Origin of the sequence: Paenibacillus sp. FSL K6-1566 (genome assembly GCF_038050475.1) — a bacterium.
In the GTDB taxonomy this organism is placed as follows: domain Bacteria; phylum Bacillota; class Bacilli; order Paenibacillales; family Paenibacillaceae; genus Paenibacillus_AQ; species Paenibacillus_AQ lactis.
On the sequence record NZ_JBBOSR010000001.1, the window covers coordinates 1,913,259 to 1,937,893 of the forward strand.

Here is a 24,635-nt window from a genome sequence, read left to right on the forward strand (position 1 = left end):
AATGCAGCATAGACAGTCAGCTTGCCGGTTAGAGCGAATGAACATAGAGCCGGCAGCCTGCCGCTGGAATCGTTCGAGATATGAAGGATGCTGGGTTCATCCAGCGGCAGCCTGCTGGCAAGCCAGTTCTCTTTTCCCTGAATTGAATGCCGCTTGAGCAGGACCGGAGAGCCGTGATTATGGAGGCCATCGTATTCTTTTTTGCCGCAACCTCATATTTCTGATAAGATATCCGAGTATACGCGTTTGATCAAAAGAGGTGCGAATGTGAGCAGCTTACAAGTGGCTAAAGTTTTAAATAATAACGTAATCATAGCGATACATCCCCAGCATGGAGAGGTTGTCGTCATCGGCAAGGGAATCGGCTTCGGTCAGAAGAACAAGGACCGGATTCCGGTATCGGCCGTGGAGAAAATGTTCATTCTGACCAAGCCGGAGGAACAGGAGCAGTATAAGCAGCTGGTCCCGCATATCGATGAGAAGCTGATCGAGGCGATGAATGAGATTGTCACGCACGCCGAGAAAACGAGCGGTTCTTCCCTGAACGAGCATATTCACATTGCATTGACCGACCATATTGCTTTTGCAATCAAACGCCATGCCCAAGGACTGTATATTCATAATCCCTTTTTATATGAAACCCGTGAAATGTATCCGGAAGAATACAAAATGGCGGCGTATGCGGTTCGGACGATCCATGAGAAGCTTGGGGTCGATTTAGGGGAGGAAGAGATCGGATTCATTGCGCTGCATATTCACGGGGCGCTTACCAATCAGCATATATCGGAGGTTCGCAAGCATTCGGAGCTGATCGCCGATCTGGTACATACCGTGGAGCAGCAGCTCGATTATGTCATTCCGAAGGATTCGCTTGATTATTCCCGGCTGTTAACGCATCTTCGGTTCGCTTTGGAACGGGTCCGCAGAGGGGAAGCGGTTCAGGAGGCGAGTGCGCTTGACGGTCTGCTCAAACGGGAGTACCCTGAGATTTATTCCTTGGCCTGGAAGCTGACAAAGATCATGGAGCGGCGTCTGAAGAAGCCGGTTTACCCGGCCGAGGCCGGATATTTGACGATTCACCTTCAACGTCTGGTACAGCGAAAGCAGCAGGATGAGTAAAAGTGAAGATTTTATGAAGCCTTGGCAGTTGGTAGTTGCAACCGTGTACGAACGGTGATACAATACGAACAGTTCATAAGTAAAACAGCAAAATCGACGTGTAACTGATTCGATCAGGCATGAGGATTGCAGGAATTTGGTTGTTATTACCCATTTTCGGGTAATCTAATCCATAGGATTAGAGACCAACCGGTTCCCGTAATTGCTCATGCCTTTTTTTGTTGTTTTATGCTTGCAACACCATTTCACACATTTGTGACAACAACTAGATAGAGGGTGAGAATCGTCATGTTTAAACGGCTTTTCGGCGTTTTGCAAAGAGTCGGTAAAGCGCTGATGCTGCCCGTAGCCATCCTTCCGGCTGCCGGTCTGCTGCTCGGACTGGGCAATATGCTCGTCAATGAGGATTTCCTCAAGTATGCGCCTTGGCTTGATGCCGCCTGGGTACAAGCAGCTGCGACCATCATGATGAACGCAGGACAGATCGTGTTTACGAATCTGCCGCTGCTGTTCGCGGTAGGCGTAGCCGTCGGCTTGGCCGGAGGCGAAGGTGTAGCGGGTCTTGCTGCGATTATCGGGTATCTGGTCATGAACGTAACGATGGGAAGCGTCATCGGCGTAACCCCTTCCATGATCGGCACCAATTACGAGTATGCCAGTGTGTTAGGCATCCCGACATTAGCCACCGGGGTGTTCGGCGGAATTATCGTCGGCATACTTGCTGCCAGCATGTACCGAAGATTTTTCAATATGGAGCTTCCGTCCTATCTGGGCTTCTTCGCCGGGAAACGGTTTGTTCCGATTATGACGGCTGCGACTTCGCTATTGCTTGGTTTATTGATGGTCGTGATCTGGCCGCCGATCCAGTCTGCGCTTAACACCGCATCCCATTTCATGCTGGAACAAAATTTGACGCTGTCCGCATTCGTATTCGGCGTCGTGGAACGCGGATTGATTCCGTTCGGTCTGCACCACATCTTCTACTCCCCATTCTGGTTTGAATTCGGGGAATACTTTAATCAGGCAGGTCAAATGGTACGCGGTGATCAAAATATATTCATGGCCCAGCTGCGGGACGGCGTGGAATTTACGGCCGGTACGTTCATGACCGGTAAGTTCCCGTTCATGATGTTCGGTTTGCCCGCTGCCGCGCTGGCCATCTATCACGAGGCAAGACCGGAGCACAAGAAATATGTCGCCGGCATTATGGGCTCGGCTGCCCTGACCTCGTTCCTGACAGGAATCACGGAGCCGCTTGAGTTCTCCTTCCTGTTCGTGGCGCCGCTGCTGTTCGCAGTCCATGCGCTGTTCGCCGGACTGTCCTTCATGACGATGCATATTCTGGGCACGAAGATCGGCATGACCTTCTCCGGGGGGCTTATCGATTACATGATCTTCGGCGTCATCCCGAACCGGACACCGTGGTGGAATGTGCTGATCGTCGGCGCGATCCTGGCGGTCATCTACTATTTCGGCTTCCGGTTCGTGATCCGGAAATTTAATCTGAAGACGCCTGGCCGCGAAGATGCCGCGGCTGCGACAGACTCGGGCTCGAAAGCTTCGGGAAGCAGCAAGGACGAGCTGCCGTCCAATATTCTGACCGCACTCGGCGGACAGACGAATATCGCTCATCTGGATGCTTGCATTACCCGGCTTCGGGTGGAAGTCAAAGACAAGGGCAATGTCGATAAAGCCAGATTGAAGCAGCTCGGAGCATCCGGAGTGCTTGAGGTCGGCAACAATATCCAGGCGATCTTCGGAACCCGTTCCGATACGATAAAATCGCAGATCCAGGATATTATTTCCGGGAAAGCAGCTCCAACTGAAACAACCTCTGCCACGGCGGGTTCGCCTGGGGAGGACGCACCGGTTCAACCAGTCGTCTCGAATGAGCAGGCCGGTGATACGGATGCAGCGGAAGGGACGCTTGTCTCGGAGCAGATCGTGTCTCCGGTAGACGGCGAGCTGATGGATATATCCCATGTGCCGGATCCGGTCTTTTCGGAGCGCATGACAGGCGATGGATTCGCCGTTGTGCCACATAACGGAACCATCGCTTCGCCGGTCAACGGCAAAGTGTTTAACGTATTCCCGAGCAAGCATGCGGTCGGCATCATGTCGGACGGCGGCAAGGAAGTTCTCGTCCATATCGGCGTAAATACGGTGAAGCTGAAGGGACAAGGATTTACCGTGCTTGTCGAGGAAGGCGATGCTGTAACCGCAGGACAGCCGATCATGCAGGTCGATCTGGAGTATGTGAAGGAGAATGCGAAATCCATCATTTCTCCGATCATCTTCTCGAATCTGCCGGAAGGCGCAGCGGTTAAGCTGAACAAAACCGGTGATGTAAAGAGCGGCGAAGAGGCCATCATCACGATCACCAAGGGGTAAACTTCTTTGAATGAGCAGGCTTATGCTATGCTAGAAATAACCTAAATTATAAAAACCGAAGAAAGTAGGATGATGAACATGCAACAAACTTTCAGAATTATCGACGAAGACGGAATCCATGCACGCCCTGCAACAGCGCTGGTTAACACAGCCAACAAATTCCAGGACACGAATTCTTTCGCGGAATCCAACGGCAAGAAAGTGACGTTGAAATCCATTCTTGGCGTGCTGTCCCTCGGTCTTGAGCAAGGTGATACGCTGACGCTGATTACTGAAGGCGGCAACGAGAGCGAAGCGCTTCAAGCGCTCCAGGAAGTCATGATCAACGAAGGGCTAGGGGAACTTCATGAATAATCTGAAAGGAATCGCGGCATCGGCTGGTATTGCGATTGCCCGGGCTTTCATCCTCGAGCATCCTGATTATTCGATCAGCCAAAAGCAGGTGACGGACGTAGATGCCGAGCTTGCGAAGCTCGATGCCGCTTTGGCTCAGTCCCAGACTGAGCTGGAAGCGATCAAGGCCCGGACGCTTCAGGAGCTTGGTGAGAAGAAGGCTGAGATTTTCGAATCTCACCTTCTCATTCTGAACGACCCGGAGCTGATCGATCCGGTTAAGGAGAAAATCAAGTCCGAATCGGTTAGTGCAGAATTTGCCTTAAACGAAACGGCAACTCAGTTCATCCAAATGTTCGAGAACATGAAGAGCGCTTATTTGCAGGAGCGGGCTGCCGACATGCGTGATGTTACGAAACGCATCCTGAAGCATTTGCTCGGGCTGAATTATGTCAGCCCTTCGGAAATCAGCGAGGAAGTGATTGTCGTTGCCGAGGATTTGACGCCTTCGGATACGGCGCAGCTGAACCGCAAGTACGTGAAGGGCTTTACGACGAACATCGGCGGCCGGACCTCGCATTCGGCCATCATGGCCCGGTCGCTTGAAATCCCGGCCGTTGTCGGAACGAAGAATGTGCTGTCCTCGGTTCAGAGCGGCGACCTCATGATCGTTGACGGCCTGGAAGGCGATGTCATCATCAATCCAACCGAAGCGATCGTTGCCCAATATCGCGCCAAGCAAGAGGCTTATGCGAAGCAGGTAGAGGAGTGGAAGAAGCTTCGCACCGAGCCGACCGTATCGAAGGACGGCGTGCATGTTGAGCTGGCAGCCAACATCGGTACGCCTAACGACGTGGCCGGCGTATTGGATAACGGTGGCGAAGCGGTCGGCCTGTACCGTACAGAGTTTCTGTATATGGGCAGAGACAAGCTGCCTTCCGAAGAAATTCAATATGTCGCGTACAAGTCGGTCCTGGAGAAAATGGAAGGCAAGCCGGTTGTCGTCCGTACGCTGGATATCGGCGGCGACAAGGAGCTCCCTTACCTTGATTTGCCGAAGGAAATGAATCCGTTCCTCGGTTTCCGTGCGGTTCGCCTGTGCCTTGACCGCCAGGATATATTCAGAACGCAGCTGCGGGCGCTGCTTCGCGCCAGCGTTCACGGCAACCTGCGCATCATGTTCCCGATGATTGCTACGCTCGGCGAATTCCGGGAAGCCAAAGCCGTTCTTGAAGAAGAGAAGGCGAAGCTGGAGGCGGAAGGAATCCAGGTTGCGAGCAATATCCAGCTGGGGATTATGGTCGAAATTCCGTCAACGGCTGTTCTGGCTGACCAATTTGCCAAGGAAGTGGATTTCTTCAGCATCGGCACCAATGATCTGATTCAATATACGATGGCGGCGGATCGTATGAACGAACGCGTATCCTATCTGTATCAGCCGTACAATCCGGCGATTCTTCGCCTGATTAAAATGGTCATTGACGCTGCCCACCGCGAAGGCCGCTGGGTCGGTATGTGCGGCGAAATGGCCGGCGATTCAACGGCGATTCCGATTTTGCTCGGACTGGGGCTGGATGAGTTCAGCATGAGCGCAACCTCGATCCTTCCGGCACGCAGCCAGATCAGCAAGCTGTCCCGCGCCGAGATGCAGACGCTTGCAGCGAAAGCGCTGGAGATGGGAACCGCGGAGGAAGTGGTCGAGCTGGTTCGTGCGATCGACGCTGCGAACGCGTAATTCATCAAAGCTATTCGTTTTGCGCCATTAACTGGGTCATAACTTGATATTCCCAAGGGAATCTTGAACATCTTTTTCCAAGTAAATGATGAATTGACGGCATCTGTCCACCCGGACAGATGCTATTTTTTATCTTGTGGCAGAATTAAAAGATGCTATTGCTGATCTCTCCGAATAAGTTTAACAGCTTCGATTGATGACCGAAATTTTCATTTTCATTTGGTTCCGGCTGCATTCTCGCAGAAAAAAGAAAGACACCAGGCAAATTTGCTTGTATAATAGCCTAAAAAATATGGGGATTTGGCATGAACCCAAACCAAATGAAGGCTTTTGACATATATTGATATATGAAAGCGTTTTACATTCAAATGCTGGAGGTCTGTCTCATGATTCAGGTGCCCATACTGGATGCGAATCTACTTTTAAAGCGACGGTGAGGATGAATATGGACATGATCAAGAGCTGCACGAGCGATCGACTGGGAGCGTTCTACAGCAAACAGGGAACTGCCTTTCAGGTTTGGGCCCCTGCTGCGAAGAGCGTTCGGCTGGCGCTGTATGAAAGTGCCGGCGATTACAATGATAATGGTCTTGTGACAAACCATGAGGGCGGAGAACGATATGTTATGGAACGCAGCCCGGATGGAACATGGAGTGTGCATGTCCATGGGGATTTGCACGGGAAATTTTATATGTATGAGATCCGATCCGAAGACGGTAAGTTATGCTACGGGGTGGATCCATATGCAAGAGCTGTCTCGGCCAACGGCTGCCGCGGAGCGATCATCGATCCGACCGTTACGAATCCGGAGGGCTGGGCGAATGATGTACGGCCGCCGCTGATTCAGCCGACCGATGCCGTGGTGTACGAGCTCCATGTACGCGATTTCTCGATTCATACCGATTCGGGGATGAAATATAGAGGGAAATTCAAGGCTTTCACCGAGCGGGGACTCAGGGACGAGGACGGCAATACGCTCGGGTTGGACCATCTGATTGAGCTTGGCGTCACGCATGTGCATCTGCTGCCGATCTTCGATTTTGCCACGGTCAATGAGCTTGACGGGTACGGCTCCGACTCGATCAGCAGCCAGTACAACTGGGGCTATGATCCGCTTCATTACAATGTCCCCGAAGGATCGTACGCAACCGACCCGGCGGACCCTGCCGTCCGGATCCGGGAGCTGAAGGAAATGATTCAGGCGCTGCATGCCTGCGGAATCCGTGTCGTCATGGACGTCGTATACAACCATACGTTTACGGTGGATGACGGGCCATTCGAGCGGTTTGCTCCGGGATATTTTTACCGCAGGGACTGCGGCGGAGCTTTATCCAACGGCTCCGGGGTCGGGAACGAGCTGGCAACGGAGAAGCCGATGGTGCGCAAATTCATCAAGGATTCGCTAAGGTATTGGGCAGAGGAATATCATATCGACGGATTTCGGTTCGATCTGATGGGGCTCATCGATACAACCACCATGAAGGAAGTGGTTCGGGAGCTTCGGGAGGAGGTTGATTCGTCGCTGCTGTTTTACGGCGAGCCGTGGACCGGAGGGCTTAGCCCGCTGGCGGAGCAGACCGTAAAGGGCACCCAAAGGGGCCAAGGCTTTGCGGTATTCAATGATCATTTCCGTTATGCCATCAAGGGCGATAATGACGGGCAAGGACGAGGTTTTGCTACCGGCGAGCCGTGGACGGAAGGGGCCATAGCAGAAGGAATGATGGGGTCCATCCACGATTTCGCACAGGACGCTAGCGAAACGATAAATTATGTCACGGTTCATGACAACTTGAATCTGTGGGATAAAATCCTGATAACATTGGGAATGGACCAGGAGGCGGGTCTGCTTCGGCTGCATGACGGCAAGCTGCAGAACGGGGGCAGCCTCTGGGAGGCAACGGCAGCTTCCCGGCCTTACGCCGGCGTCCAAGCGGATCAGGTCATGTCATCGGATCCCGTCCGCCGCAGCCTGCTTGCCAACGGGATCGTGCTGCTCTCCCAAGGGATTCCGCTGCTCCACGCTGGTGACGAGCTGCTCCGGACGAAATTTGGCGACCACAACAGCTACCGGAGCGGTGATGCCATAAACGCCATCCGCTGGTCCAACAAGAAGCTGTTCAAACCGGTGTTCGATTATTATAAAGGACTGATCCAGCTTCGCCGTTCGCAGCCGGCCTTTCGGATGTCGAAGCGCGAGGAAATTGAGCGCCGCATGCAGGTGCTGCAGGCAAGCGACCGCTTGGTCGCCTGCCGTATTCAAGGCGGCTCCCGCAGCGGGGAATGGAGGCAAATCGTCGTCATTGCCAATGCAAATGAGCAGGATTTGACGGTCGAGCTGCCGCCGACGCCATACCGCTGGAGCATCGTGGTGAACGGGGAGCGCGCTGGCACTGAACCGATTGGTTCGACGGATCAGGCGTCCATCCGGGTACCGGGTGTTTCCCTGATGGTTCTGTATGAAGACCGCAGTGCTTTCAAAGACGGATTGGTCAAGATTGAGCTGGAATACGAACGGAAGGACGGCAAGTACGAGGGCTGGAACGCCTGGGTGTGGGGAACAGGCGTGCAGGACGGCAGCGTCTCGTTATCGCAAGGGGCCGACAGCAAGGCCAGAGCGGTCATATATGCCGCAGCGGGCGTTCAGCGGATCGGCTGCATCGTACGGCTCCGCGAGTGGGAGAACCGGGAGGGCGACCGGGATTATTATATCGACATTCCGCCCGAACAGAAGACGGTCCGTTTCTCGATGCAAAGCGGCAGCGAGGGATGGTCCGTGACCCGGCGCAGCGGTGTTGCCAGTTAGGGAAGCTGCGAGTTATATGTGGCATCAAAGAAGGAGCCATCCTTATCAACGAAAGGATGGCTCCTGTTTTATATTTCAAAAGGGGTAATGCTTATTACCCTGAGCGATTCGAAGTGAAACATTCTACGAAAAAATGATTAGCTAGCATAAAAAAAGGGTAATAATGAGATAGACTTTGTTTTCGATAAAGGAGGATTTTCACTCATGGCAAAAGGAAACAACGTTCAACTCACCGCACAAGTACGAAATGAATTTACAAGGGGTTCACGTCGAGCGCTTCGAGAGAGAGGCGGCGTTCCGGGTGTTGTATACGGCGGGGGCGACGAAAGCATTCCCGTAGCCGTTGATTTGAAGGAAACGGCCAAGCTGTTTCATACCGGACGCTCGGAAGTGTTCCATCTGGACATTCCAGGCTCTGGCCAGATTCCCGTATTGATTAAAGATATACAGAAGAGACGCGGAAACGTCGCTCATATTGATTTTCTTCGCATATCGATGAATAAGCCTGTACGTGTCAGCATTCCGGTCGAATACCATGGAACCGCACCCGGCACCAAAACGGGCGGCATCCTGCAAACGCAGGTAACAGAGCTTGAAGTCGAGGGACTGCCGGGCGAGCTGCCGTCAACGCTTGAAGCAGATGTATCCTCGCTCGAAATCGGCGATAAGCTCACCGTTGCCGACATTCAAGTGCCTAAGGGCATTACCCTGCATGCCTCGGACGAGGAAGTGCTTGCCACGGTTATCGTACCACGGGCCGTCGAGGCAGCCGAGACGGAGGAGCCTGCAGAGGCAGACGAAGCTGCGACCGAAGAGAAGACAGAGGAATCCTAACGAGCGGATTATATAGAGGCGCCTGCATGAACTGGTATCAGCTCATGCAGGCGCCTCTTATTTTAGGCTTGCCGGCCATGGAAAGGGGCTGCAGGGGCGTGACCGGGAAGCTCATCCCCGGGCACGGTTACGGCTTGTCCTTGAGGTCATGAATGCCTTTGTAGCTTTGCGGGGTATCCCCAAAGTATTTGTTCCAGATCGTTAAGTAGGTTCCATCCTGCTGCATGGTAGCCAGTGCATTGTTAACCGCAGCGAGCAGATCGGGGTTCCCTTTCACGAATGCGGCGGATACTTCGAATACCTCCCTGGATGAAGCGGCCGCTTGCACCGGCAGGTCCGGGAGCTGCTGCTTTAGATTGGTGACGGACAGCTGATCGGTGATCACCGCATCGATGCTTCCCTTGACCAGCATGTCAGCGGCTTCCCGGATATACTTGGCAGGCACGATCTTCGCTCCGTGCTTCTGGGCAATGCCTTGATAGGCTCCCATCGGGTTCAGGCCGACCCGTTTGCCCTTCATATCTGAAAAAGACCGAATCCCCTCTTCACCCGTGCGGACCAGTAACACAGGTACGGTTGACAGATAGGCGATGGAGAAATCGTACAATTCCCGCCGGTCGGGCCGGTCTTCGATTTGATTAAATACGGCATCGTATTTACCTTCGGTTAATCCGGGGAGAAGACGATCCCAGGACTCTTCAGTAAATTCAGCCCGGAGATCCATATGGCGTGCGACCTCTTCGGCAATCTCCACATCAAACCCCGTAAGTCTTCCGCCGGTACCGCGATAGCTGAATGGAGGATAGTCCCGCTCGGTTCCGATCCGCAAAGTGCCGCGTTCGACGGCATTGCCAAGCAGGTTTCCTGTGTTGACCCGGTACGGATTGACTCCCATATTCGGCGTCGGCACCCGGTCCTGGCTGTCGAATGTACAACCGGGAAGCAGCAACGTGCTTGCAAGGGAGAGCAGCAAGAGCAGGCTGACAGATCGTTTCGCACGTGTTCCGCGCATGATTGATATCATCCTTTCTATGTTCAAGGCCCTATGACGGCCATACCGTAACGTTATCTTTTCCCAAAGGTTGACGGGGCTATTCGCGCTTTTTGATATAATGGGAGTTTAGAAGCCGCTGAAACGGGATCGCTGAAGCGGAAAGGATAAAGAGGATAGGTTAAAAAGGCAAAGCGTTCGATGAGTTCCCTTGCTTACGAAGGAATCCGAAATAATAAAAAGCCTTCAGGCTCACCGCGCTTTGCGGATCTGCCTGAAGGCTTCAAAGTCCATTGCCTTAACGGTCATTAACGGGCCATCCAGCCGCCGTCAACGCACAGAATATGACCGTTCATATAATCGGAAGCGGACGAGGCCAGGAATACGGCAGGACCGCCGATATCTTCCGGCTTGCCCCAGCGTCCTGCCGGAATCCGTTCCGTAATGGATGCCCGGCGCTCCTTGTCTTGGCGAATCGCTTCGGTGTTATCGGTTTCGATATAACCCGGCGCGATGCCGTTTACCTGAATGCCGCTGGCTGCCCACTCATTCGCCAAGGCTTTGGTCAAGCCGGCAACGCCATGCTTGCTGGCCGTATATCCCGGCACATTAATCCCGCCTTGATAGGACAGCATGGAGCAGATATTGATCATTTTGCCGCTTCCGCGCTCGATCATATGCCTTCCCGCAAGCTGGGACAGCATAAAGACGGTGTTCAGATTCAGATCGATCACGTCAAGCCAGTCCTGCACCGGATGATCTTTGGCTGGGGTGCGCCGGATGATGCCGGCGTTGTTAACGAGGATGTCAACGCGTCCATTCAGCTCCAGCGCCTGATTGAACGTATCCTCCAGTTTACTGTGATCGCTTAAGTCAACCCGAATTTCCGAGGCCTTCCTGCCGAAGGACTTTACGGCTTCAATCGTTTCCGCGCTTGTATTCATGGATACCGCAACGATATCGGCTCCCGCTTCAGCGAGAGCGATGGCGATTCCCTGACCCAAGCCGCGCGCCGATCCGGTGACCAGCGCGGTTTTGCCTGTTAAATCAAACCTGTTCATGTGCAGTTGAATCCCCTTTCCCGGTCTAATATTCTCCACTCTAGCCCTCACAGCTTGGCATCTGCCAAGAAAGCGAATGCGAAGCGATGCTATGCGATGTGTGCTATTCCAATTTAATGCCTGCGGCGATGTAGCGGCTGTACGTTTCTTCCGGCAAGCCTTGATCAGTAATGATCCCGGAAAGCTCATGCAGCGTGGAAAATGTTCTGAGCGCCGTTTGGCCGAATTTGTGATGGTCAACAACCGCGTATACCTCGAGCGAGGTGTCGATCAGAGCCCGTTTGAAGGCGATCAGATCGCCGGTATAAATCGATAACCCGTGATCGATATGGACACCGGTCGCAGAGATGAACGCCTTCTGTATGTTCAGCTGCTTCACATACGCTACGCCTTCGGGGCCGGCAAGCATGTTGCGCACGCGATACCCGCCCGGTACGACGAGACGAACGCTGCTCTTTGAAGCCAGCTCGCTGATAATATAGACATCATTGGTAATGACCGTCAGGTCCTTATCGCCCAGCTTGCGGGCGATTTCCAGTGTCGTGCTGCCTCCATCGAGTGCGATGATGTCGCCAGCCTGGATATGAGCCAGGGCCTTGTCCGCAATCTCGGATTTCTCATCGGCATGCTTGGCAAGGGGCTCCCTCGACGGCAAAATGCCGAATTGATCGCTCTGTGCCAGCACGGCTCCACCGTGCACGCGCACGATCAGACCCTGCTCCTCCAGCCTGGTCAGATCATCGCGGATCGTTTTTCCGCTGACCTCAAGCTGGCGGCTCAAGTCGGCCACGGTAACTTCCTTGTAGGTCAGAAGGTATTCCATGATTTTTTCATATCGCCGCAGCGGGTTCATAAAGCCTCAACTCTTCCGTCATAAAAATGGATATAAATATATCCTCTCTATTTTAAATCCTTCATGGACACAGGGTCCATATCATCGTATCTCTTATTGTCTCCCGCCATTCCCCAAATAAAGGTATAGTTGCTTGTGCCGACACCGCTGTGAATCGACCAGCTTGGCGAGATTACCGCTTGCTCGTTGCGCATGACGATATGTCTTGTTTCGGAAGGCTCTCCCATGAGATGAATGACGACCGCATCCTCCGGCAAATCGAAATACAAGTAAGCCTCCATGCGGCGCGGATGCGTATGGGCAGGCATCGTGTTCCACATATTGCCTTCCTTCAGCAAAGTCATGCCCATGACGAGCTGGGCGCTTTGAATCCCTTTCTGATGAATAAAACGGTAGATGACACGGTCGTTGGAATTTTTAATATCGCCAAGCGCGCTGGAATCGGCTTCCTCAAGCGTCGCTTTGGCAGTAGGGAATGTCTGATGAGCCGGAGCCGAATTCAAGTAGAACTTAGCAGGGTTCCCCGGATCGGCGCTGGTAAAAATGACCTCCTCGGCCCCCATGCCGACATACAGGCATTCCTTGTTATTCAAGGAATACTCCGTCCCGTCAACGGCAACGCTTCCGGCTCCTCCGATATTGATAATGCCGAGCTCGCGGCGCTCGAGGAAGAAGGAAACGCCCAGTTCCTTCATGTCTGTATCAAGCTTTACCGGCTTGTGAACCGGGGCGGCGCCGCCGATAATCAAGCGATCCTCATGCGTAAGAACAAGCTCCAATTCATCCGGCTTGAATAATACCGGAATGTGAAACTCCTTCCGCAGCCGTTCGGTATCGAACTGTTTTACTTCATTCGGATGTGAGGCATATCGTCTTTCCATTACTTCATCTCTCCTCGTGATCATAGTTTTTTTAAAAAAAGTATGACGTTCATATATGTTCAACTTACTCCATTTACGTTCATTTTACAAGACATAAAATAGAAAATGCACATGATCTGCGATTCAGCTAGCGGAAAAGCGGCCTGCGAAAATACGACAGGGAAGAGGAGAAGAAGTCTATTTGGAAAATAACCGTGTCGGTCCGATTGAAACGTGAAACGGCAGGGAACTACTAATATCGAGGATATGGCAAGCATCCAAAGAGCAACTCTCAATCCGCAAATTCAAAGAGCCAAAAGGTTTAGTTCGTCCATAGCACCCGGAAGCGCGGGAATGGAATGTGCAAAATCCTGATTATCAGGAAGACATTCTTAATTAAACATATAAGTACAAGGCCTTCGGACCGATCGGGGCAGAGGTGATTCAATCGATATGAAAAAGAGCATGGTAATTCTGGCCGTTATGCAGACGGTTATGCTGACCGTTAGCAGCTTGCGTCCGGCTGCGGCATCGCTGCAGGAGCCGCCGCCAACTCTGGCATCGGCGGATGTTCGGAGCGAATGGAGAGAAGAGCGAAGCGGTGACTGGGTCAACATTGCGCATCGTGGGGCTTCGGGATATGCTCCGGAGAACACGATGGCATCCTTTCAGAAGGCATTCGATATGGGGGCGGATATGCTGGAGCTGGACGTGCAGCTTAGTCGGGACGGACATGTAGTCGTCATCCATGACAGCAACGTGGAGCGGACCAGCAACAGCCAAGGCGAAGTGGGAGCATTAACCCTGCAGGAGCTGAAGTCGCTGGATGTCGGAGCCTGGTATCATTCGGATTTTTCGGGAGAGACGATTCCGACGCTGGAGGAAGTCATGGAGCGTTTCGGCGGGGAAATCGGATTGTTGATCGAGCTCAAGCTTCCTTCCCGGTATCCAGGAATTGAAGAGAAGGTTGCCGGTGTGTTGAAGCGGAAGGCACCGTCAGTAAACCGTGTGCGGGATGCCTCGCGGATGATTATGGTCCAATCGGCAGACACGGATTCGCTCCGCCGCTTTCACGAGCTGATGCCGGATATACCGCTTGGCATCGTCGCCACGAGTTCGAAGGAGTTGTCGAAGGAGCGGCTGCAGGAATTCAGCAGCTATGCCGACTACATTAATGTTTCTGTAAAGCTTGTGTCCGGGTCATTAATTAGGAAAATTCATGAAGCCGGAATGAAGACCTTCGTCTGGACGATTCGGGATGTGCTGCAAATCCCCTTCCTGATGGAGAGCGGGGTGGATGGGATTATAACGGATTACCCGGACAGGGTGCCGGTATCCTATCTGAATCATCGGGCAAGAAGCTAAGGTTTATACTTCGAAAACTAGCAAGAACGCCGCATAATTATTAGGAATAATCGTAGTGCCTTGGCTGCTAAAATAGATTAGAGCGAATATCTTGGAGGCTGAATCAGGCAATCGGAGTGAAATCTATGCCTGTTTCAGCCTATTTTTGTATAAATTCTGCTTGCTATTTATGATTAGCACGAGTAGAATGTGAGTAAATCAACTTGTACGTACAATTTTGTGTTAATGAATCGTTTGTGATCATAGGTATGTACAAGTTAGCTAGACAGCACTCATAACAGGAGGCGTTAATCATGAAGTTGAAACCGCATACTTTTTGGTTCGTTACCGGCAGCCAGCATTTATACGGACCGGAAACGCTAGAACAGGTTGCAGAGCATTCCCGCATCGTGGCCGCCGATTTTGACAAGGATCCGGTATTCCCGTTCCCTATCGTGTTCAAGCCGATCGTAACGACACCGGATGAGATATACCAATTGATTCTCGAAGCTAACAATGATGAGACCTGTGCAGGGATCATGACCTGGATGCACACGTTCTCCCCTGCGAAAATGTGGATCGCCGGCTTGTCCCAATTGCAGAAGCCGCTTCTTCATTTCCATACCCAATTCAACCGCGATATTCCTTGGGAAACCATCGACATGGATTTCATGAATCTGAACCAATCCGCGCACGGGGACCGTGAATACGGCCATATCGGAGCACGTCTCGGCATCGCCCGCAAGGTCGTTGTCGGCCACTGGGAGGACGGCGAGGTTCGCGGCGCGATCGCGGGCTGGATGCGAACGGCTGCCGCTTATGCCGAGAGCCGCAGACTGAAGGTTGCTCGCTTTGGCGATAACATGCGCCAGGTTGCCGTCACCGAGGGAGATAAGGTCGAAGCGCAAATTAAGCTTGGATGGTCCGTCAACGGCTATGGCATCGGCGATCTGGTTCATGCGATGAATCAAGTCGGCGACGATGAAGTGAAATCGCTGCTGAACGAATATGCGGAGCAGTACTCCATCACGAAGGAAGGACTATCTGACGGTCCGGTCCGCGATTCCATCGCTTATCAAGCCCGCATCGAGATCGGTTTGCGTCGCTTCCTCGAGGAGGGCGGATTTGGCGCATTCACGACGACATTCGAGGATTTGCACGGCATGGAGCAGCTTCCCGGCTTAGCCGTACAGAGACTGATGGAAGCAGGCTACGGATTCGGCGGCGAAGGCGACTGGAAGACGGCGGCGTTGACCCGAGTTCTGAAGGTCCTTGCCGGCAACAAGAGCACTTCCTTTATGGAGGACTACACCTATCATTTCGAGCCGGGTAACCATATGATTCTCGGATCGCACATGCTGGAGGTATGTCCAACGATCGCGCTCGATAAGCCATCGGTGGAGGTTCATCCGCTCGGCATCGGCGGAAAAGCCGACCCGGCACGTCTCGTATTCAACGGCCAGGACGGTCCTGCCGTGAATGCATCGCTCGTTGACCTCGGCCATCGCTTCCGTCTTCTGGTCAATGTGGTGGATGGCGTCAAAGTAGAGAAGCCGATGCCGAAGCTGCCTGTAGCCCGCGTATTGTGGAAGCCGCAGCCGTCGCTTCGGGAATCGGCAGAGGCTTGGATTTTGGCCGGCGGTGCGCATCATACGGTCCTTTCTTACGCGATTACGTCCGAGCAGCTGAGCGACTGGGCGGAGATGGCCGGTATTGAAGCGGTTATCATTGACAAAGACACAAGCCTTTCCCGGTTCAAAAATGAGCTGCGCTGGAGCGAAGCTGCCTATCGTCTTCGCTGATCGGGGGTTCGGGTATCTGTCAGTAATGCCCTGGCCTGTGTTACAATAACGAGATAGCTCCGGGATGATCGATGGATAATGGATCGATCCCGGTATCATGAGTGCGTAAGGCTAGAGGTGAACGATGAATAACAGACGGATACCCAAATATATGGTATTGAAGAACGAGCTGCTGTCCTGGTTCGAATCGGGCAGGCTGGAGCCGGGGAAGCAGGTGCCCTCGGAGCATGAAATCGCCGATCAGTTCGGCGTCAGCCGGCAGACGGTCCGCCAAACCTTCGGCGAGCTGGAGAAGGAAGGCTGGCTTGAGCGAATTCAAGGCAAGGGGACGTTCGCGAAAAATCCCAAGCGGCACGGAAGCGAGCAGGTGAAGACGATCGGCATCGTCACAACCTACATCTCCGATTATATCTTCCCGCATATTGTCCGCGGGGCGGAAGCCGAGCTTCGCAGCAAAGGCTACCGGCTTCTGCTGGCAAGCACGGACAACAACAAGGAGAAGGAGATGGAGAGCCTGCAGCTGATGACGAGCCAGCCGCTCAGCGGGCTCATCATTGAGCCGACCAAGAGTGCGGAGGGCAACCCGAACCTCAGTTATTTTTTGTCACTGCAGGAGAAGGGAATTCCGTTTCTGATGATCAACGAGAAGTATCAGGAGCTCGAATGCCCGTGCCTGAAAGTGGATGATGAGGCCGGGGGCTATAAGGCTGCCCGCCACCTGATCGAGAAGGGCCATACCCGGATTGCAGGCTTTTTTAAAAGGGATGACCTCCAGGGCGTAAACCGGCTGAAGGGCTTTCTGCGTGCCCACCGGGAATTCGGCATTCCGGTATCGCCCGATCGGGTGATCACCTATACGACCGAACAGCGGAATGTGTTCCCATATGAACAGGCGGTGCAGCTACTGAGTCTGCCGCATGACCAGCGCCCAACAGGGCTGGTATGCTACAACGACGAGTTAGCCGTTGCCCTGATCGAAGCTGCGGGACGATGCGGCCAGCATGTCCCAAGCGATGTATCGGTAATCGGCTTTGACGATTCGGCGCTCGCCTTGGCAGCGGGAGCGAAATTGACGACATTGACGCATCCGAAGACCGAGATGGGCGTGATGGCAGCCAGTCAGCTGATCAGCATGATTGAGGATGCCGCCGTCATTGAGGATACGATCTTTCAGCCGCAGCTGGTGGAGAGAGAGTCCGTAATGAAACCGGCAGGACAGATACTGAATAGTTGAGCATAAAATGAACAAAGGTCCGAGAAATCGGACCGTTGCTCGCCAACTTGTACGTACAACTATATTTTTCAAATATAGAGAGGAGCGGTTTGTTCATGTTAGAGGATTTAAAACAGCAGGTGCTGGAAGCGAATCTGGCGCTGCCCAAGCACGGGCTCGTCACATTTACGTGGGGTAACGTAAGCGGTATTGACCGTGAGCAAGGGCTGGTTGTCATCAAGCCGAGCGGTGTTCCTTATGAGGAGTTAAAGGCGGAGGATATGGTCGTGCTGGACCTGCAAGGCCAAATTGTCGAAGGCCATTTGCGGCCATCCTCCGATACACCGACCCATTTGGTGCTCTATCGGCATTTTACGGAGATCGGAGGGATCGTGCATACCCATTCCCCGTGGGGAACGAGCTGGGCTCAGGCTGGACGCGCATTGCCTGCTTATGGAACGACCCATGCCGATTACTTCTACGGAGAGATTCCCGTAACCCGCCCGATGACCCGCAGCGAGATTGAGGGTGATTACGAGCTTGAGACCGGCAACGTGATCGTCGAGCGCTTCGCGGATTTGGACCCGAACCGCATACCGGGTGTGCTGGTTCATTCCCATGCGCCGTTCGTCTGGGGGAAGGATGCGGATAACGCGGTTCACAATGCGGTCGTGCTCGAAGAGTGTGCCAAAATTGCCGCCAGAATGCAGCAGATCAATCCGGATACGCCTCCGATGGATCAGGCTCTGCTGGATCGCCATTATTTGCGAAAGCATGGCGTCAATGCCTATTACGGACAAAAATAGCGTGAAACCGGCCCTTATCTTAACATCTTGAACTTGGGTTAAAGGAAATGTCCAGGGAAGCAAAAGCAGCACATCAATATCATCTTGCTTTGAGGAGGAAATCAAGTGGGGAAAAAGTATACCATCGGTGTCGATTACGGTACCCAATCGGGCCGTGCGGTTCTGGTCGATCTGGCGAACGGGCATGAAATCGCCGATCATGTTACGCCTTACCGGCATCACGTCATAGACGAGGTATTGCCTGGCTCGGGGAAGAAGCTGGAGCATGACTGGGCGCTTCAGCATCCCGGAGATTATCTCGAGGTTCTGCGCGAATCGGTGCCGGCCGTCATTCGTCAGTCGGGAATCGATCCGGCGGACGTGATCGGGATCGGGATTGATTTTACGGCGTGCACGATGCTGCCGGTGGATGAACGGGGCGAGCCGCTTTGCTTCGATCCCGGACTTGCCGACGAGCCGCACAGCTGGGTGAAGCTTTGGAAGCATCATGCGGCTCAGCCGGAAGCCGACAAGATTAATCGGATCGCGGCAGAGCGAGGTGAAGCCTTTCTTCCTCGCTATGGGGGCAAAATCTCATCCGAATGGATGATTGCTAAAATATGGCAAATCCTTGATGAAGCACCAGCCATCTATGAACGCGCGGATATGTTCCTTGAAGCGACGGACTGGGTCATCTCCCAAATGACGGGCAACATCGTCCGCAACAGCTGTACAGCAGGCTATAAAGCGATTTGGCACAAGCAGGACGGGTATCCGAGCAAGGAATATTTTAAAGCGCTTGATCCAAGGCTCGAGCATTTAACGGATACGAAGCTGCGCGGCGACGTTATTCCGCTCGGAAGCAATGCAGGCGGACTGACGGAAGCGATGGCTCAAATGATGGGGCTTAAGCCGGGTATTGCCGTTGCGGTAGGCAACGTGGATGCCCATGCGGCCGTACCGGCTGTCGGCGTGGTCACGCCCGGAAAGCTGGTAATGGCGATGGGAACCTCGATCTGCCATATGCTGCTCGGAACGGAAGAGAAGCAGGTCGAAGGCATGTGCGGAGTTGTGGAGGATGGCATTATTCCGGGACTGTTCGGCTATGAGGCGGGACAATCAGCGGTCGGCGATATTTTCGAATGGTACGTGGAAGAAGCACTGCCTGCTTACGTAAAAGAGGCTGCTGCGCAGGAGGGCATCGGTGTCCACCAATGGCTGGAGCGGGAAGCCGCGGCCTACAAGCCGGGCCAGACCGGGCTCCTGGCACTCGATTGGTGGAACGGCAACCGCTCGGTGCTCGTGGATACGGATCTGACAGGGATGATTCTCGGAATGACCCTGCTGACGAAGCCGCAGGAAATCTACCGGGCTCTGCTTGAAGCAACGGCGTTTGGTACCCGTAAAATCGTAGATGCGTTCCATGATAACGGCGTAAATGTCGATGTACTGTATGCATGCGGAGGTTTGCCGCAGAAAAATCGTCTGCTGATGCAGATTTATGCGGATGTTACCAACCGCGAAATCATCGTGGCAGACTCCAAGCAAACACCGGCCCTCGGAGCCGCGATGTTTGCGGCCGTCGCGGCAGGCAAGGAGCAGGGCGGCTATGACACGATCATCGATGCCGCTAAATATATGGCGCGCGTGAAGGAAGAGACTTTCAAGCCGATCCCCGAGCATGTAGAAGTGTACGACTCTCTGTATCAGGAATACAGCAAGCTGCATGACTATTTCGGACGCGGCGAGAATGACGTGATGAAGAGATTGAAGCGGATCAAGCAATCCGCCGAATATCCAGTCGTAGTGTCTTAATCCATCATAACTTTACAATCCTTATAACATAACGGATGTAGATAAGTTGAATTTGCGAATATGATGCAGGCAAGGGAGTAAAAGATTTTCGAAAAAGTCGAAAGCTTTCTGAAGGCTACATCGGAAGCATACACTTGAGGTCGCACTTGGTTTCAGATTTCTACTGTGATAGGTTCTATACACTCAAGAAATCTGGAACCAACAGTGACTGAAACATCTTACGTACTCGCTCTGACATCCATTCATTTGTTCAACTGATTATAGACAAAAAGAGATATTGCAGATATACCGGAATGGAGAGGGGAGAAGCTGCAATGACGGATCATTTAAGCTATGCCAAGAGCCTGGTCAGCGAAATGAAGAATCGGAATCCCGGCTTTGACGGACTTTCGCATATGGTGCTTGAGGCGGGTGCCGTACTGCAAGTGTCCCGTTACGTTAAGGAAAACGGCCTCGGACCCTCCATCATTGTCGCTGATGCGAATACGTATGAGGCTTGCGGCAAAATTTTGGAGGAGCAGTTTGCGGCAGAGGGACTGGAGGCCAGGCTATGCCTCCTGAAGCCGGATAAACAGGGGGATGTGGTCGCGGACGAGCAGTCGATCATGCAGCTGTTCATTGAAGCGGAGCCGGCGCGCACGGGCAGCCTGATCGCAGCCGGTTCAGGCACGATTCATGACATTACCCGATTCGTGAGCCACCGGACCGGCAAGCCGTTCGTTTCCGTACCTACGGCCCCTTCCGTGGACGGATTCACTTCGCTCGGCGCCCCTGTCATTGTGCGCGGCGTAAAACAAACCTTCCCGGCTGCGGCTCCGATCGCCATCTTCGCGGATCTGGACATCCTTTCGAGCGCGCCGCAGCCGCTCGTTGCGGCGGGCTTTGGCGATATGCTCGGCAAGTATACGTCGCTGTTCGATTGGAAATTTTCGGCGCTGGCCGGAGACGAGCCGTATAATAATCAAGTGGCCATGATTACAGAGCACGCGCTTGAAGCCTGTGTCAGACATGTGGGGGCGATCGGCGAGCGGTCTGAAGAAGGGATTCGGATCCTAATGACAGCGCTGATCGAGTCCGGCATCGCCATGCTGCTGTTCGGACAGTCCCATCCGGCCTCAGGCGCAGAGCATCACTTGTCGCATTACTGGGAAATGGAATACTTGCGCCTCGGCCGTCGTGCGCTGCTGCATGGAGCCAAGGTGGGAGTCGCCTGCGGCGAGATATCCCAGCTGTATCATGATGCGGTCGACAAGGGGATCTTTCCAGGCGCAGAGCCGAAGGAATGGAGCGCGCTGCGGGATCGGGCACGGGAGTGGCTGGATCAGGTGCCGGCCAAAGAGGAAATTGCCCGTCTGTTGAAGCAGGCCGGAGGCCCATCCACCATCAGCGAGCTCGGCGTTGACCAAGCTCTGCTGGAATCAAGTCTTCGGGAAGCCCACACACTGCGAAATCGCTGCACGCTGTTACGGATATTGAATGAAGCAAGGGCCCAGTAAGGATTCCGCATGAACAAAAATTTCACGCGGTTTCGCCTGAAAGCCGAAAATTTGAAATGTCCATAAAACCAAAAGAACTGTCCCCTATGTAGAAGGTCTACCGGGGACAGTTCTTTTGTTCATTCAATGAGATCCATCAAGCGAAAGGGTCTGCCCAGCATGGCCGTTCTGATTACATGTAGCATTGACCAGGCTTAGTAAACCCAGTAAATCAGATGCCGGACAAGAGAAGATGTCACGCTCTTTAGCCCCATACCTGTTAGATCGTGCCGTAACCGATCCTCGAAATTGATCCACGCTTTATTCTTCCTTCACATCGTAGAGCACGCGCGCCAGCAGATCCTGGCTGTAATTGCCGAAGTGCTTGCCGTAAATCGTAAGTCCCCGCTTGTTGACGGAGCGCTCGTTTACCGCAATCCGGAACGTAATGTCGCTTTTGTAATTGAGCTGGATCTGGTCCAGGCTGACGTCCGAAATGCGGCAGCCATCAATGAAGCTGCCATCCTGATTGATCCGGATCAGCTTTAGCATGCCGTATTGATTCAGATGAGGAGGCCACCATTCCGGATTGAAGGTACCGCGGGTGTCTCCGAAATCGCCGGGGCTGGTCCAGCTGCCAAGCTCCACTCCGTTGATGTAGAAAAAAATGTCCGACGGATAATTGTCGCAATATCCCGGCGCTTCGGAGCCAAGCTCCAACGAGAACTGGATTTCGCGAAATGCCTGGTTCGGCTTTAAATAGTTCGGAATGCGGTACTCGAGAAATCCTTCTGTCAACCAGATGATTTCAGCATCGATCCGCTGCGGATCGGCGAAGTAACGCGGGTCGTCGAAATCCCCGATGATGCTGTCCTTGGTAGCCAGACCGCAGGTAGGAATGGCCTGATAATCGCTGTAATGCCCGACCCGAATCTCGACCTCATACAAATTCTCGACATCCTTGCTGCGCAAATCCACCATCAGCTTATCCTTGTTCAGGTAGCAGATCTTCTGAATGCCGTGCTTGCCTCCGGTGGTGTGGATTTCAATCAGCCCGCTTTCCTCCAGCTTCTTGATGTGCATGGTGATGGCACCGTTGCTTAAGTTCAGCCGGTTCGCCAAATCGTTCAAATTGAGGCTTTGATTCTTGGCGAGCAGCTCAAGAATCTGGATGCGAATATCGGAGCTGAGCGCTTTGAAAATATCCAGCCCGCTCATTAAATCCTTAATATAGATCATGGTATTCAAAACCTTTCCAGTTAGGTGATAGGACCAATACATAGACTTCCCTTCTGTTTATTTCAAATAATTATAAATCAATATGTCGAGGAAATAAAGATGCCAGTTTTTCATGTCAAAACGGCTGCGGTCATTCAATAAAAAAGTCGAAAACAACCCATTTCTTAATATTTATCTAAATCAAAATCGCAGAAATTTCGAAGAAAATCCATGGAAATATCCGAAATAGCCATGAATCCGAATTTAATTCAAATAAATATAAATTATTTTATATTTTATTATTTACATCCAAATTGTCATATGCTATTTTATAACTGAAAACGGATTCATTCAAGATCATTTGAATTGTTTTATAATTTAATTAAATGGAAGGTGAACGATTTGACAGCTGAGAAGATGAAAGCACGCATGATCGTGGATAAATCATTTCGCATCGCCCAAGTCGATAACCGGATTTACGGATCCTTTATCGAGCATCTTGGCCGGGCCGTGTATGGGGGCATTTACGAACCCGGGCATGAGACATCAGATGCAGGCGGGTTTCGGAACGATGTGAAAGCCTTGATCCAGGAGCTGAATGTTCCGATCATTCGTTATCCGGGCGGAAATTTTGTATCCGGCTATAACTGGGAGGATGGCGTTGGTCCGGTAGCTGAGCGTCCCAAACGGCTTGAGCTTGCCTGGAGAACTCTGGAGCCTAATGAGGTCGGCACGAACGAGTTTATTTCCTGGGCCAAGGAGGCTGGCTCCGATGTGATGATGGCCGTTAACCTGGGCACACGGGGGATCGATGCCGCCAGAAATCTGCTGGAGTACACGAACCACCCGGGAGGCACCTACTGGAGCGATCTGCGCCGCAGTCACGGCTACGAACAGCCGCACAAAATCAAGACCTGGTGTCTCGGCAACGAAATGGATGGTCCGTGGCAGATTGGTCATAAAACTTCCGCTGAATACGGCAGGCTGGCTGTCGAAACCGCGAGGGCCATGCGTCTTGTGGATCCGGATATCGAGCTGGTTGCTTGCGGAAGCTCCAGTTCCTCGATGCCGACGTTCCCTGAGTGGGAAGCCGTTACGCTCGACCATACGTATGAGGCCGTCGACTACATATCGCTGCATCAGTACTATGGCAACCGTGATAACGACACCGCCAACTATCTCGCGCTAACCCTTGATATGGATCATTTTATCCATACCGTGAAGTCCACCTGCGACTATATCAAAGCTAAGAAGCGCAGCAAGAAAACGATGTATCTCAGCTTTGACGAATGGAACGTCTGGTATCATTCCAATGATGCGGATCGAAAAATCGAGCCTTGGACTGTAGCTCCGCCCCAGCTGGAGGACGTCTACAACTTCGAGGACGCCCTGCTGGTCGGAAGCATGCTGATCACATTCCTGCGCCATGCGGACCGGCTCAAGATGGCATGTCTGGCACAGCTCGTGAACGTAATTGCGCCGATCATGACGGAAAACGGAGGACGCGCCTGGAAGCAGACGATCTTCTATCCGTATCTTCATGCTTCGAAATACGGCCGCGGCGTATCGCTGCTTCCGATCGTGGATTCGCCGGTATACGACTCCAAGGATTTCACGGACGTGCCGTATTTGGACAGCGCCGTCGTGCATAACGAAGAGGATGAGGAAATCACGATCTTTGCCGTCAACCGCCATCTTGAAGAAGCGCTGGAGCTGTCCTGCGACGTCCGCAGCTTCGAGGGCTACCGTCTTGTCGAGCATATCGTGCTGGAGCACGATGATCTGAAAGCGGTGAATACCGCCGCAGAAGAGAAGGTGAAGCCTCATAGCCGCGGTGAAGCCAAGCTTGATAGCGGAATTGTGACGGCAAGGCTTGCCAAGGCATCCTGGAATGTCATCCGTTTGAAAAAGGCCTAACAACATAAATACCAATAGAGCAGCTGCGCATCCACTGCGCGCTGCTCTCACTCCCAACTTTTATTCCACTGCACAAAGTGTAAGCG

Annotated in this window: 18 protein-coding genes; 13 read left to right on the forward strand and 5 right to left on the reverse strand. The window is 52.9% G+C overall.

Annotation, left to right across the window (positions count from 1 at the left end; all coding sequences use genetic code 11):
- The first annotated feature begins 267 nt into the window (after nt 1–267).
- From glcT to NST08_RS08190, 6 genes are all read left to right on the forward strand, one after another.
- Entirely contained in the window at nt 268–1,119 is an 852-nt protein-coding gene (glcT, locus tag NST08_RS08165; protein WP_007129279.1) for a glucose PTS transporter transcription antiterminator GlcT, read from the forward strand.
- A 288-nt stretch (nt 1,120–1,407) separates the two neighbouring features.
- Entirely contained in the window at nt 1,408–3,510 is a 2,103-nt protein-coding gene (gene ptsG / locus NST08_RS08170) for a glucose-specific PTS transporter subunit IIBC (RefSeq protein WP_028405017.1), read from the forward strand.
- Between the two features lie 78 nt (nt 3,511–3,588).
- Nucleotides 3,589–3,864 (forward strand): HPr family phosphocarrier protein, encoded by a 276-nt coding sequence (locus tag NST08_RS08175; protein WP_007129281.1) that lies wholly within the window; start codon nt 3,589–3,591, stop codon nt 3,862–3,864.
- Nucleotides 3,857–5,578, forward strand: coding sequence for a phosphoenolpyruvate--protein phosphotransferase (ptsP, locus tag NST08_RS08180; RefSeq protein WP_213614305.1), 1,722 nt, complete (start codon nt 3,857–3,859; stop codon nt 5,576–5,578). Before NST08_RS08175 ends, ptsP begins: the two co-directional genes overlap by 8 nt.
- Before the next feature lie 451 nt (nt 5,579–6,029).
- On the forward strand, nt 6,030–8,381 hold the full coding sequence (gene pulA, locus NST08_RS08185; RefSeq protein WP_251537886.1) for a type I pullulanase: 2,352 nt from the start codon (nt 6,030–6,032) through the stop codon (nt 8,379–8,381).
- A 204-nt stretch (nt 8,382–8,585) separates the two neighbouring features.
- Nucleotides 8,586–9,215 (forward strand): 50S ribosomal protein L25, encoded by a 630-nt coding sequence (locus tag NST08_RS08190; RefSeq protein WP_213614300.1) that lies wholly within the window; start codon nt 8,586–8,588, stop codon nt 9,213–9,215.
- Between the two features lie 127 nt (nt 9,216–9,342).
- Here the strand turns inward: NST08_RS08190 and NST08_RS08195 are convergent, their stop codons facing one another.
- The 4 genes from NST08_RS08195 to kduI form a co-directional block, all read right to left on the reverse strand.
- Entirely contained in the window at nt 9,343–10,227 is an 885-nt protein-coding gene (locus NST08_RS08195; protein ID WP_213614297.1) for a transporter substrate-binding domain-containing protein, read from the reverse strand.
- Between the two features lie 287 nt (nt 10,228–10,514).
- The gene (gene kduD, locus NST08_RS08200; RefSeq protein WP_028405022.1) at nt 10,515–11,267 is read right to left on the reverse strand and encodes a 2-dehydro-3-deoxy-D-gluconate 5-dehydrogenase KduD; all 753 of its coding nucleotides are present in this window, start codon (nt 11,265–11,267) and stop codon (nt 10,515–10,517) included.
- A gap of 103 nt (nt 11,268–11,370) precedes the next feature.
- Nucleotides 11,371–12,120: a DeoR/GlpR family DNA-binding transcription regulator gene (locus NST08_RS08205; protein WP_341341671.1), complete on the reverse strand. Its 750-nt coding sequence runs from the start codon at nt 12,118–12,120 to the stop codon at nt 11,371–11,373.
- 47 nt (nt 12,121–12,167) lie between these two features.
- The gene (gene kduI, locus NST08_RS08210) at nt 12,168–13,001 is read right to left on the reverse strand and encodes a 5-dehydro-4-deoxy-D-glucuronate isomerase (protein WP_007129288.1); all 834 of its coding nucleotides are present in this window, start codon (nt 12,999–13,001) and stop codon (nt 12,168–12,170) included.
- A gap of 432 nt (nt 13,002–13,433) precedes the next feature.
- On the opposite strand from kduI, the gene NST08_RS08215 reads away from it, so the two are divergent.
- From NST08_RS08215 to NST08_RS08240, 6 genes are all read left to right on the forward strand, one after another.
- Nucleotides 13,434–14,345 (forward strand): glycerophosphodiester phosphodiesterase, encoded by a 912-nt coding sequence (locus NST08_RS08215; RefSeq protein WP_210095603.1) that lies wholly within the window; start codon nt 13,434–13,436, stop codon nt 14,343–14,345.
- 293 nt (nt 14,346–14,638) lie between these two features.
- A complete protein-coding gene (araA, locus tag NST08_RS08220) occupies nt 14,639–16,126 on the forward strand; it encodes an L-arabinose isomerase (RefSeq protein WP_210095604.1) in 1,488 nt (495 codons plus the stop codon).
- Between the two features lie 124 nt (nt 16,127–16,250).
- A complete protein-coding gene (locus NST08_RS08225) occupies nt 16,251–17,360 on the forward strand; it encodes a GntR family transcriptional regulator (protein WP_210095605.1) in 1,110 nt (369 codons plus the stop codon).
- Nucleotides 17,361–17,455: 95 nt separating this feature from the next.
- On the forward strand, nt 17,456–18,145 hold the full coding sequence (gene araD / locus NST08_RS08230) for an L-ribulose-5-phosphate 4-epimerase (protein ID WP_028405028.1): 690 nt from the start codon (nt 17,456–17,458) through the stop codon (nt 18,143–18,145).
- 105 nt (nt 18,146–18,250) lie between these two features.
- Entirely contained in the window at nt 18,251–19,939 is a 1,689-nt protein-coding gene (locus NST08_RS08235; RefSeq protein WP_007129293.1) for a ribulokinase, read from the forward strand.
- Between the two features lie 314 nt (nt 19,940–20,253).
- Complete coding sequence (locus NST08_RS08240; protein WP_213614293.1) at nt 20,254–21,435, forward strand: sn-glycerol-1-phosphate dehydrogenase; 1,182 nt, start codon at nt 20,254–20,256, stop codon at nt 21,433–21,435.
- 300 nt (nt 21,436–21,735) lie between these two features.
- Here NST08_RS08240 and NST08_RS08245 read toward each other — a convergent pair whose 3' ends face one another.
- Nucleotides 21,736–22,653 (reverse strand): ArsR/SmtB family transcription factor, encoded by a 918-nt coding sequence (locus NST08_RS08245; RefSeq protein ID WP_028405031.1) that lies wholly within the window; start codon nt 22,651–22,653, stop codon nt 21,736–21,738.
- Between the two features lie 396 nt (nt 22,654–23,049).
- On the opposite strand from NST08_RS08245, the gene arfA reads away from it, so the two are divergent.
- Complete coding sequence (gene arfA / locus NST08_RS08250) at nt 23,050–24,549, forward strand: arabinosylfuranosidase ArfA (RefSeq protein ID WP_251537892.1); 1,500 nt, start codon at nt 23,050–23,052, stop codon at nt 24,547–24,549.
- Nucleotides 24,550–24,635 lie beyond the last annotated feature (86 nt).

What these genes read in the sequence shown, in the direction of transcription:
- pulA (WP_251537886.1), top strand. Translation starts at nt 6,030, where the DNA reads ATGATCAAGAGCTGCACGAGCGATCGACTGGGAGCGTTCTACAGCAAA.
- NST08_RS08195 (WP_213614297.1), bottom strand. Translation starts at nt 10,227, where the DNA reads ATGCGCGGAACACGTGCGAAACGATCTGTCAGCCTGCTCTTGCTGCTC.
- kduI (WP_007129288.1), bottom strand. Translation starts at nt 13,001, where the DNA reads ATGGAAAGACGATATGCCTCACATCCGAATGAAGTAAAACAGTTCGAT.
- NST08_RS08205 (WP_341341671.1), bottom strand. Translation starts at nt 12,120, where the DNA reads ATGAACCCGCTGCGGCGATATGAAAAAATCATGGAATACCTTCTGACC.
- ptsG (WP_028405017.1), top strand. Translation starts at nt 1,408, where the DNA reads ATGTTTAAACGGCTTTTCGGCGTTTTGCAAAGAGTCGGTAAAGCGCTG.
- araD (WP_028405028.1), top strand. Translation starts at nt 17,456, where the DNA reads ATGTTAGAGGATTTAAAACAGCAGGTGCTGGAAGCGAATCTGGCGCTG.
- NST08_RS08215 (WP_210095603.1), top strand. Translation starts at nt 13,434, where the DNA reads ATGAAAAAGAGCATGGTAATTCTGGCCGTTATGCAGACGGTTATGCTG.
- ptsP (WP_213614305.1), top strand. Translation starts at nt 3,857, where the DNA reads ATGAATAATCTGAAAGGAATCGCGGCATCGGCTGGTATTGCGATTGCC.
- NST08_RS08225 (WP_210095605.1), top strand. Translation starts at nt 16,251, where the DNA reads ATGAATAACAGACGGATACCCAAATATATGGTATTGAAGAACGAGCTG.
- kduD (WP_028405022.1), bottom strand. Translation starts at nt 11,267, where the DNA reads ATGAACAGGTTTGATTTAACAGGCAAAACCGCGCTGGTCACCGGATCG.
- NST08_RS08190 (WP_213614300.1), top strand. Translation starts at nt 8,586, where the DNA reads ATGGCAAAAGGAAACAACGTTCAACTCACCGCACAAGTACGAAATGAA.
- arfA (WP_251537892.1), top strand. Translation starts at nt 23,050, where the DNA reads ATGAAAGCACGCATGATCGTGGATAAATCATTTCGCATCGCCCAAGTC.
- araA (WP_210095604.1), top strand. Translation starts at nt 14,639, where the DNA reads ATGAAGTTGAAACCGCATACTTTTTGGTTCGTTACCGGCAGCCAGCAT.
- NST08_RS08175 (WP_007129281.1), top strand. Translation starts at nt 3,589, where the DNA reads ATGCAACAAACTTTCAGAATTATCGACGAAGACGGAATCCATGCACGC.
- NST08_RS08245 (WP_028405031.1), bottom strand. Translation starts at nt 22,653, where the DNA reads ATGATCTATATTAAGGATTTAATGAGCGGGCTGGATATTTTCAAAGCG.
- NST08_RS08240 (WP_213614293.1), top strand. Translation starts at nt 20,254, where the DNA reads ATGACGGATCATTTAAGCTATGCCAAGAGCCTGGTCAGCGAAATGAAG.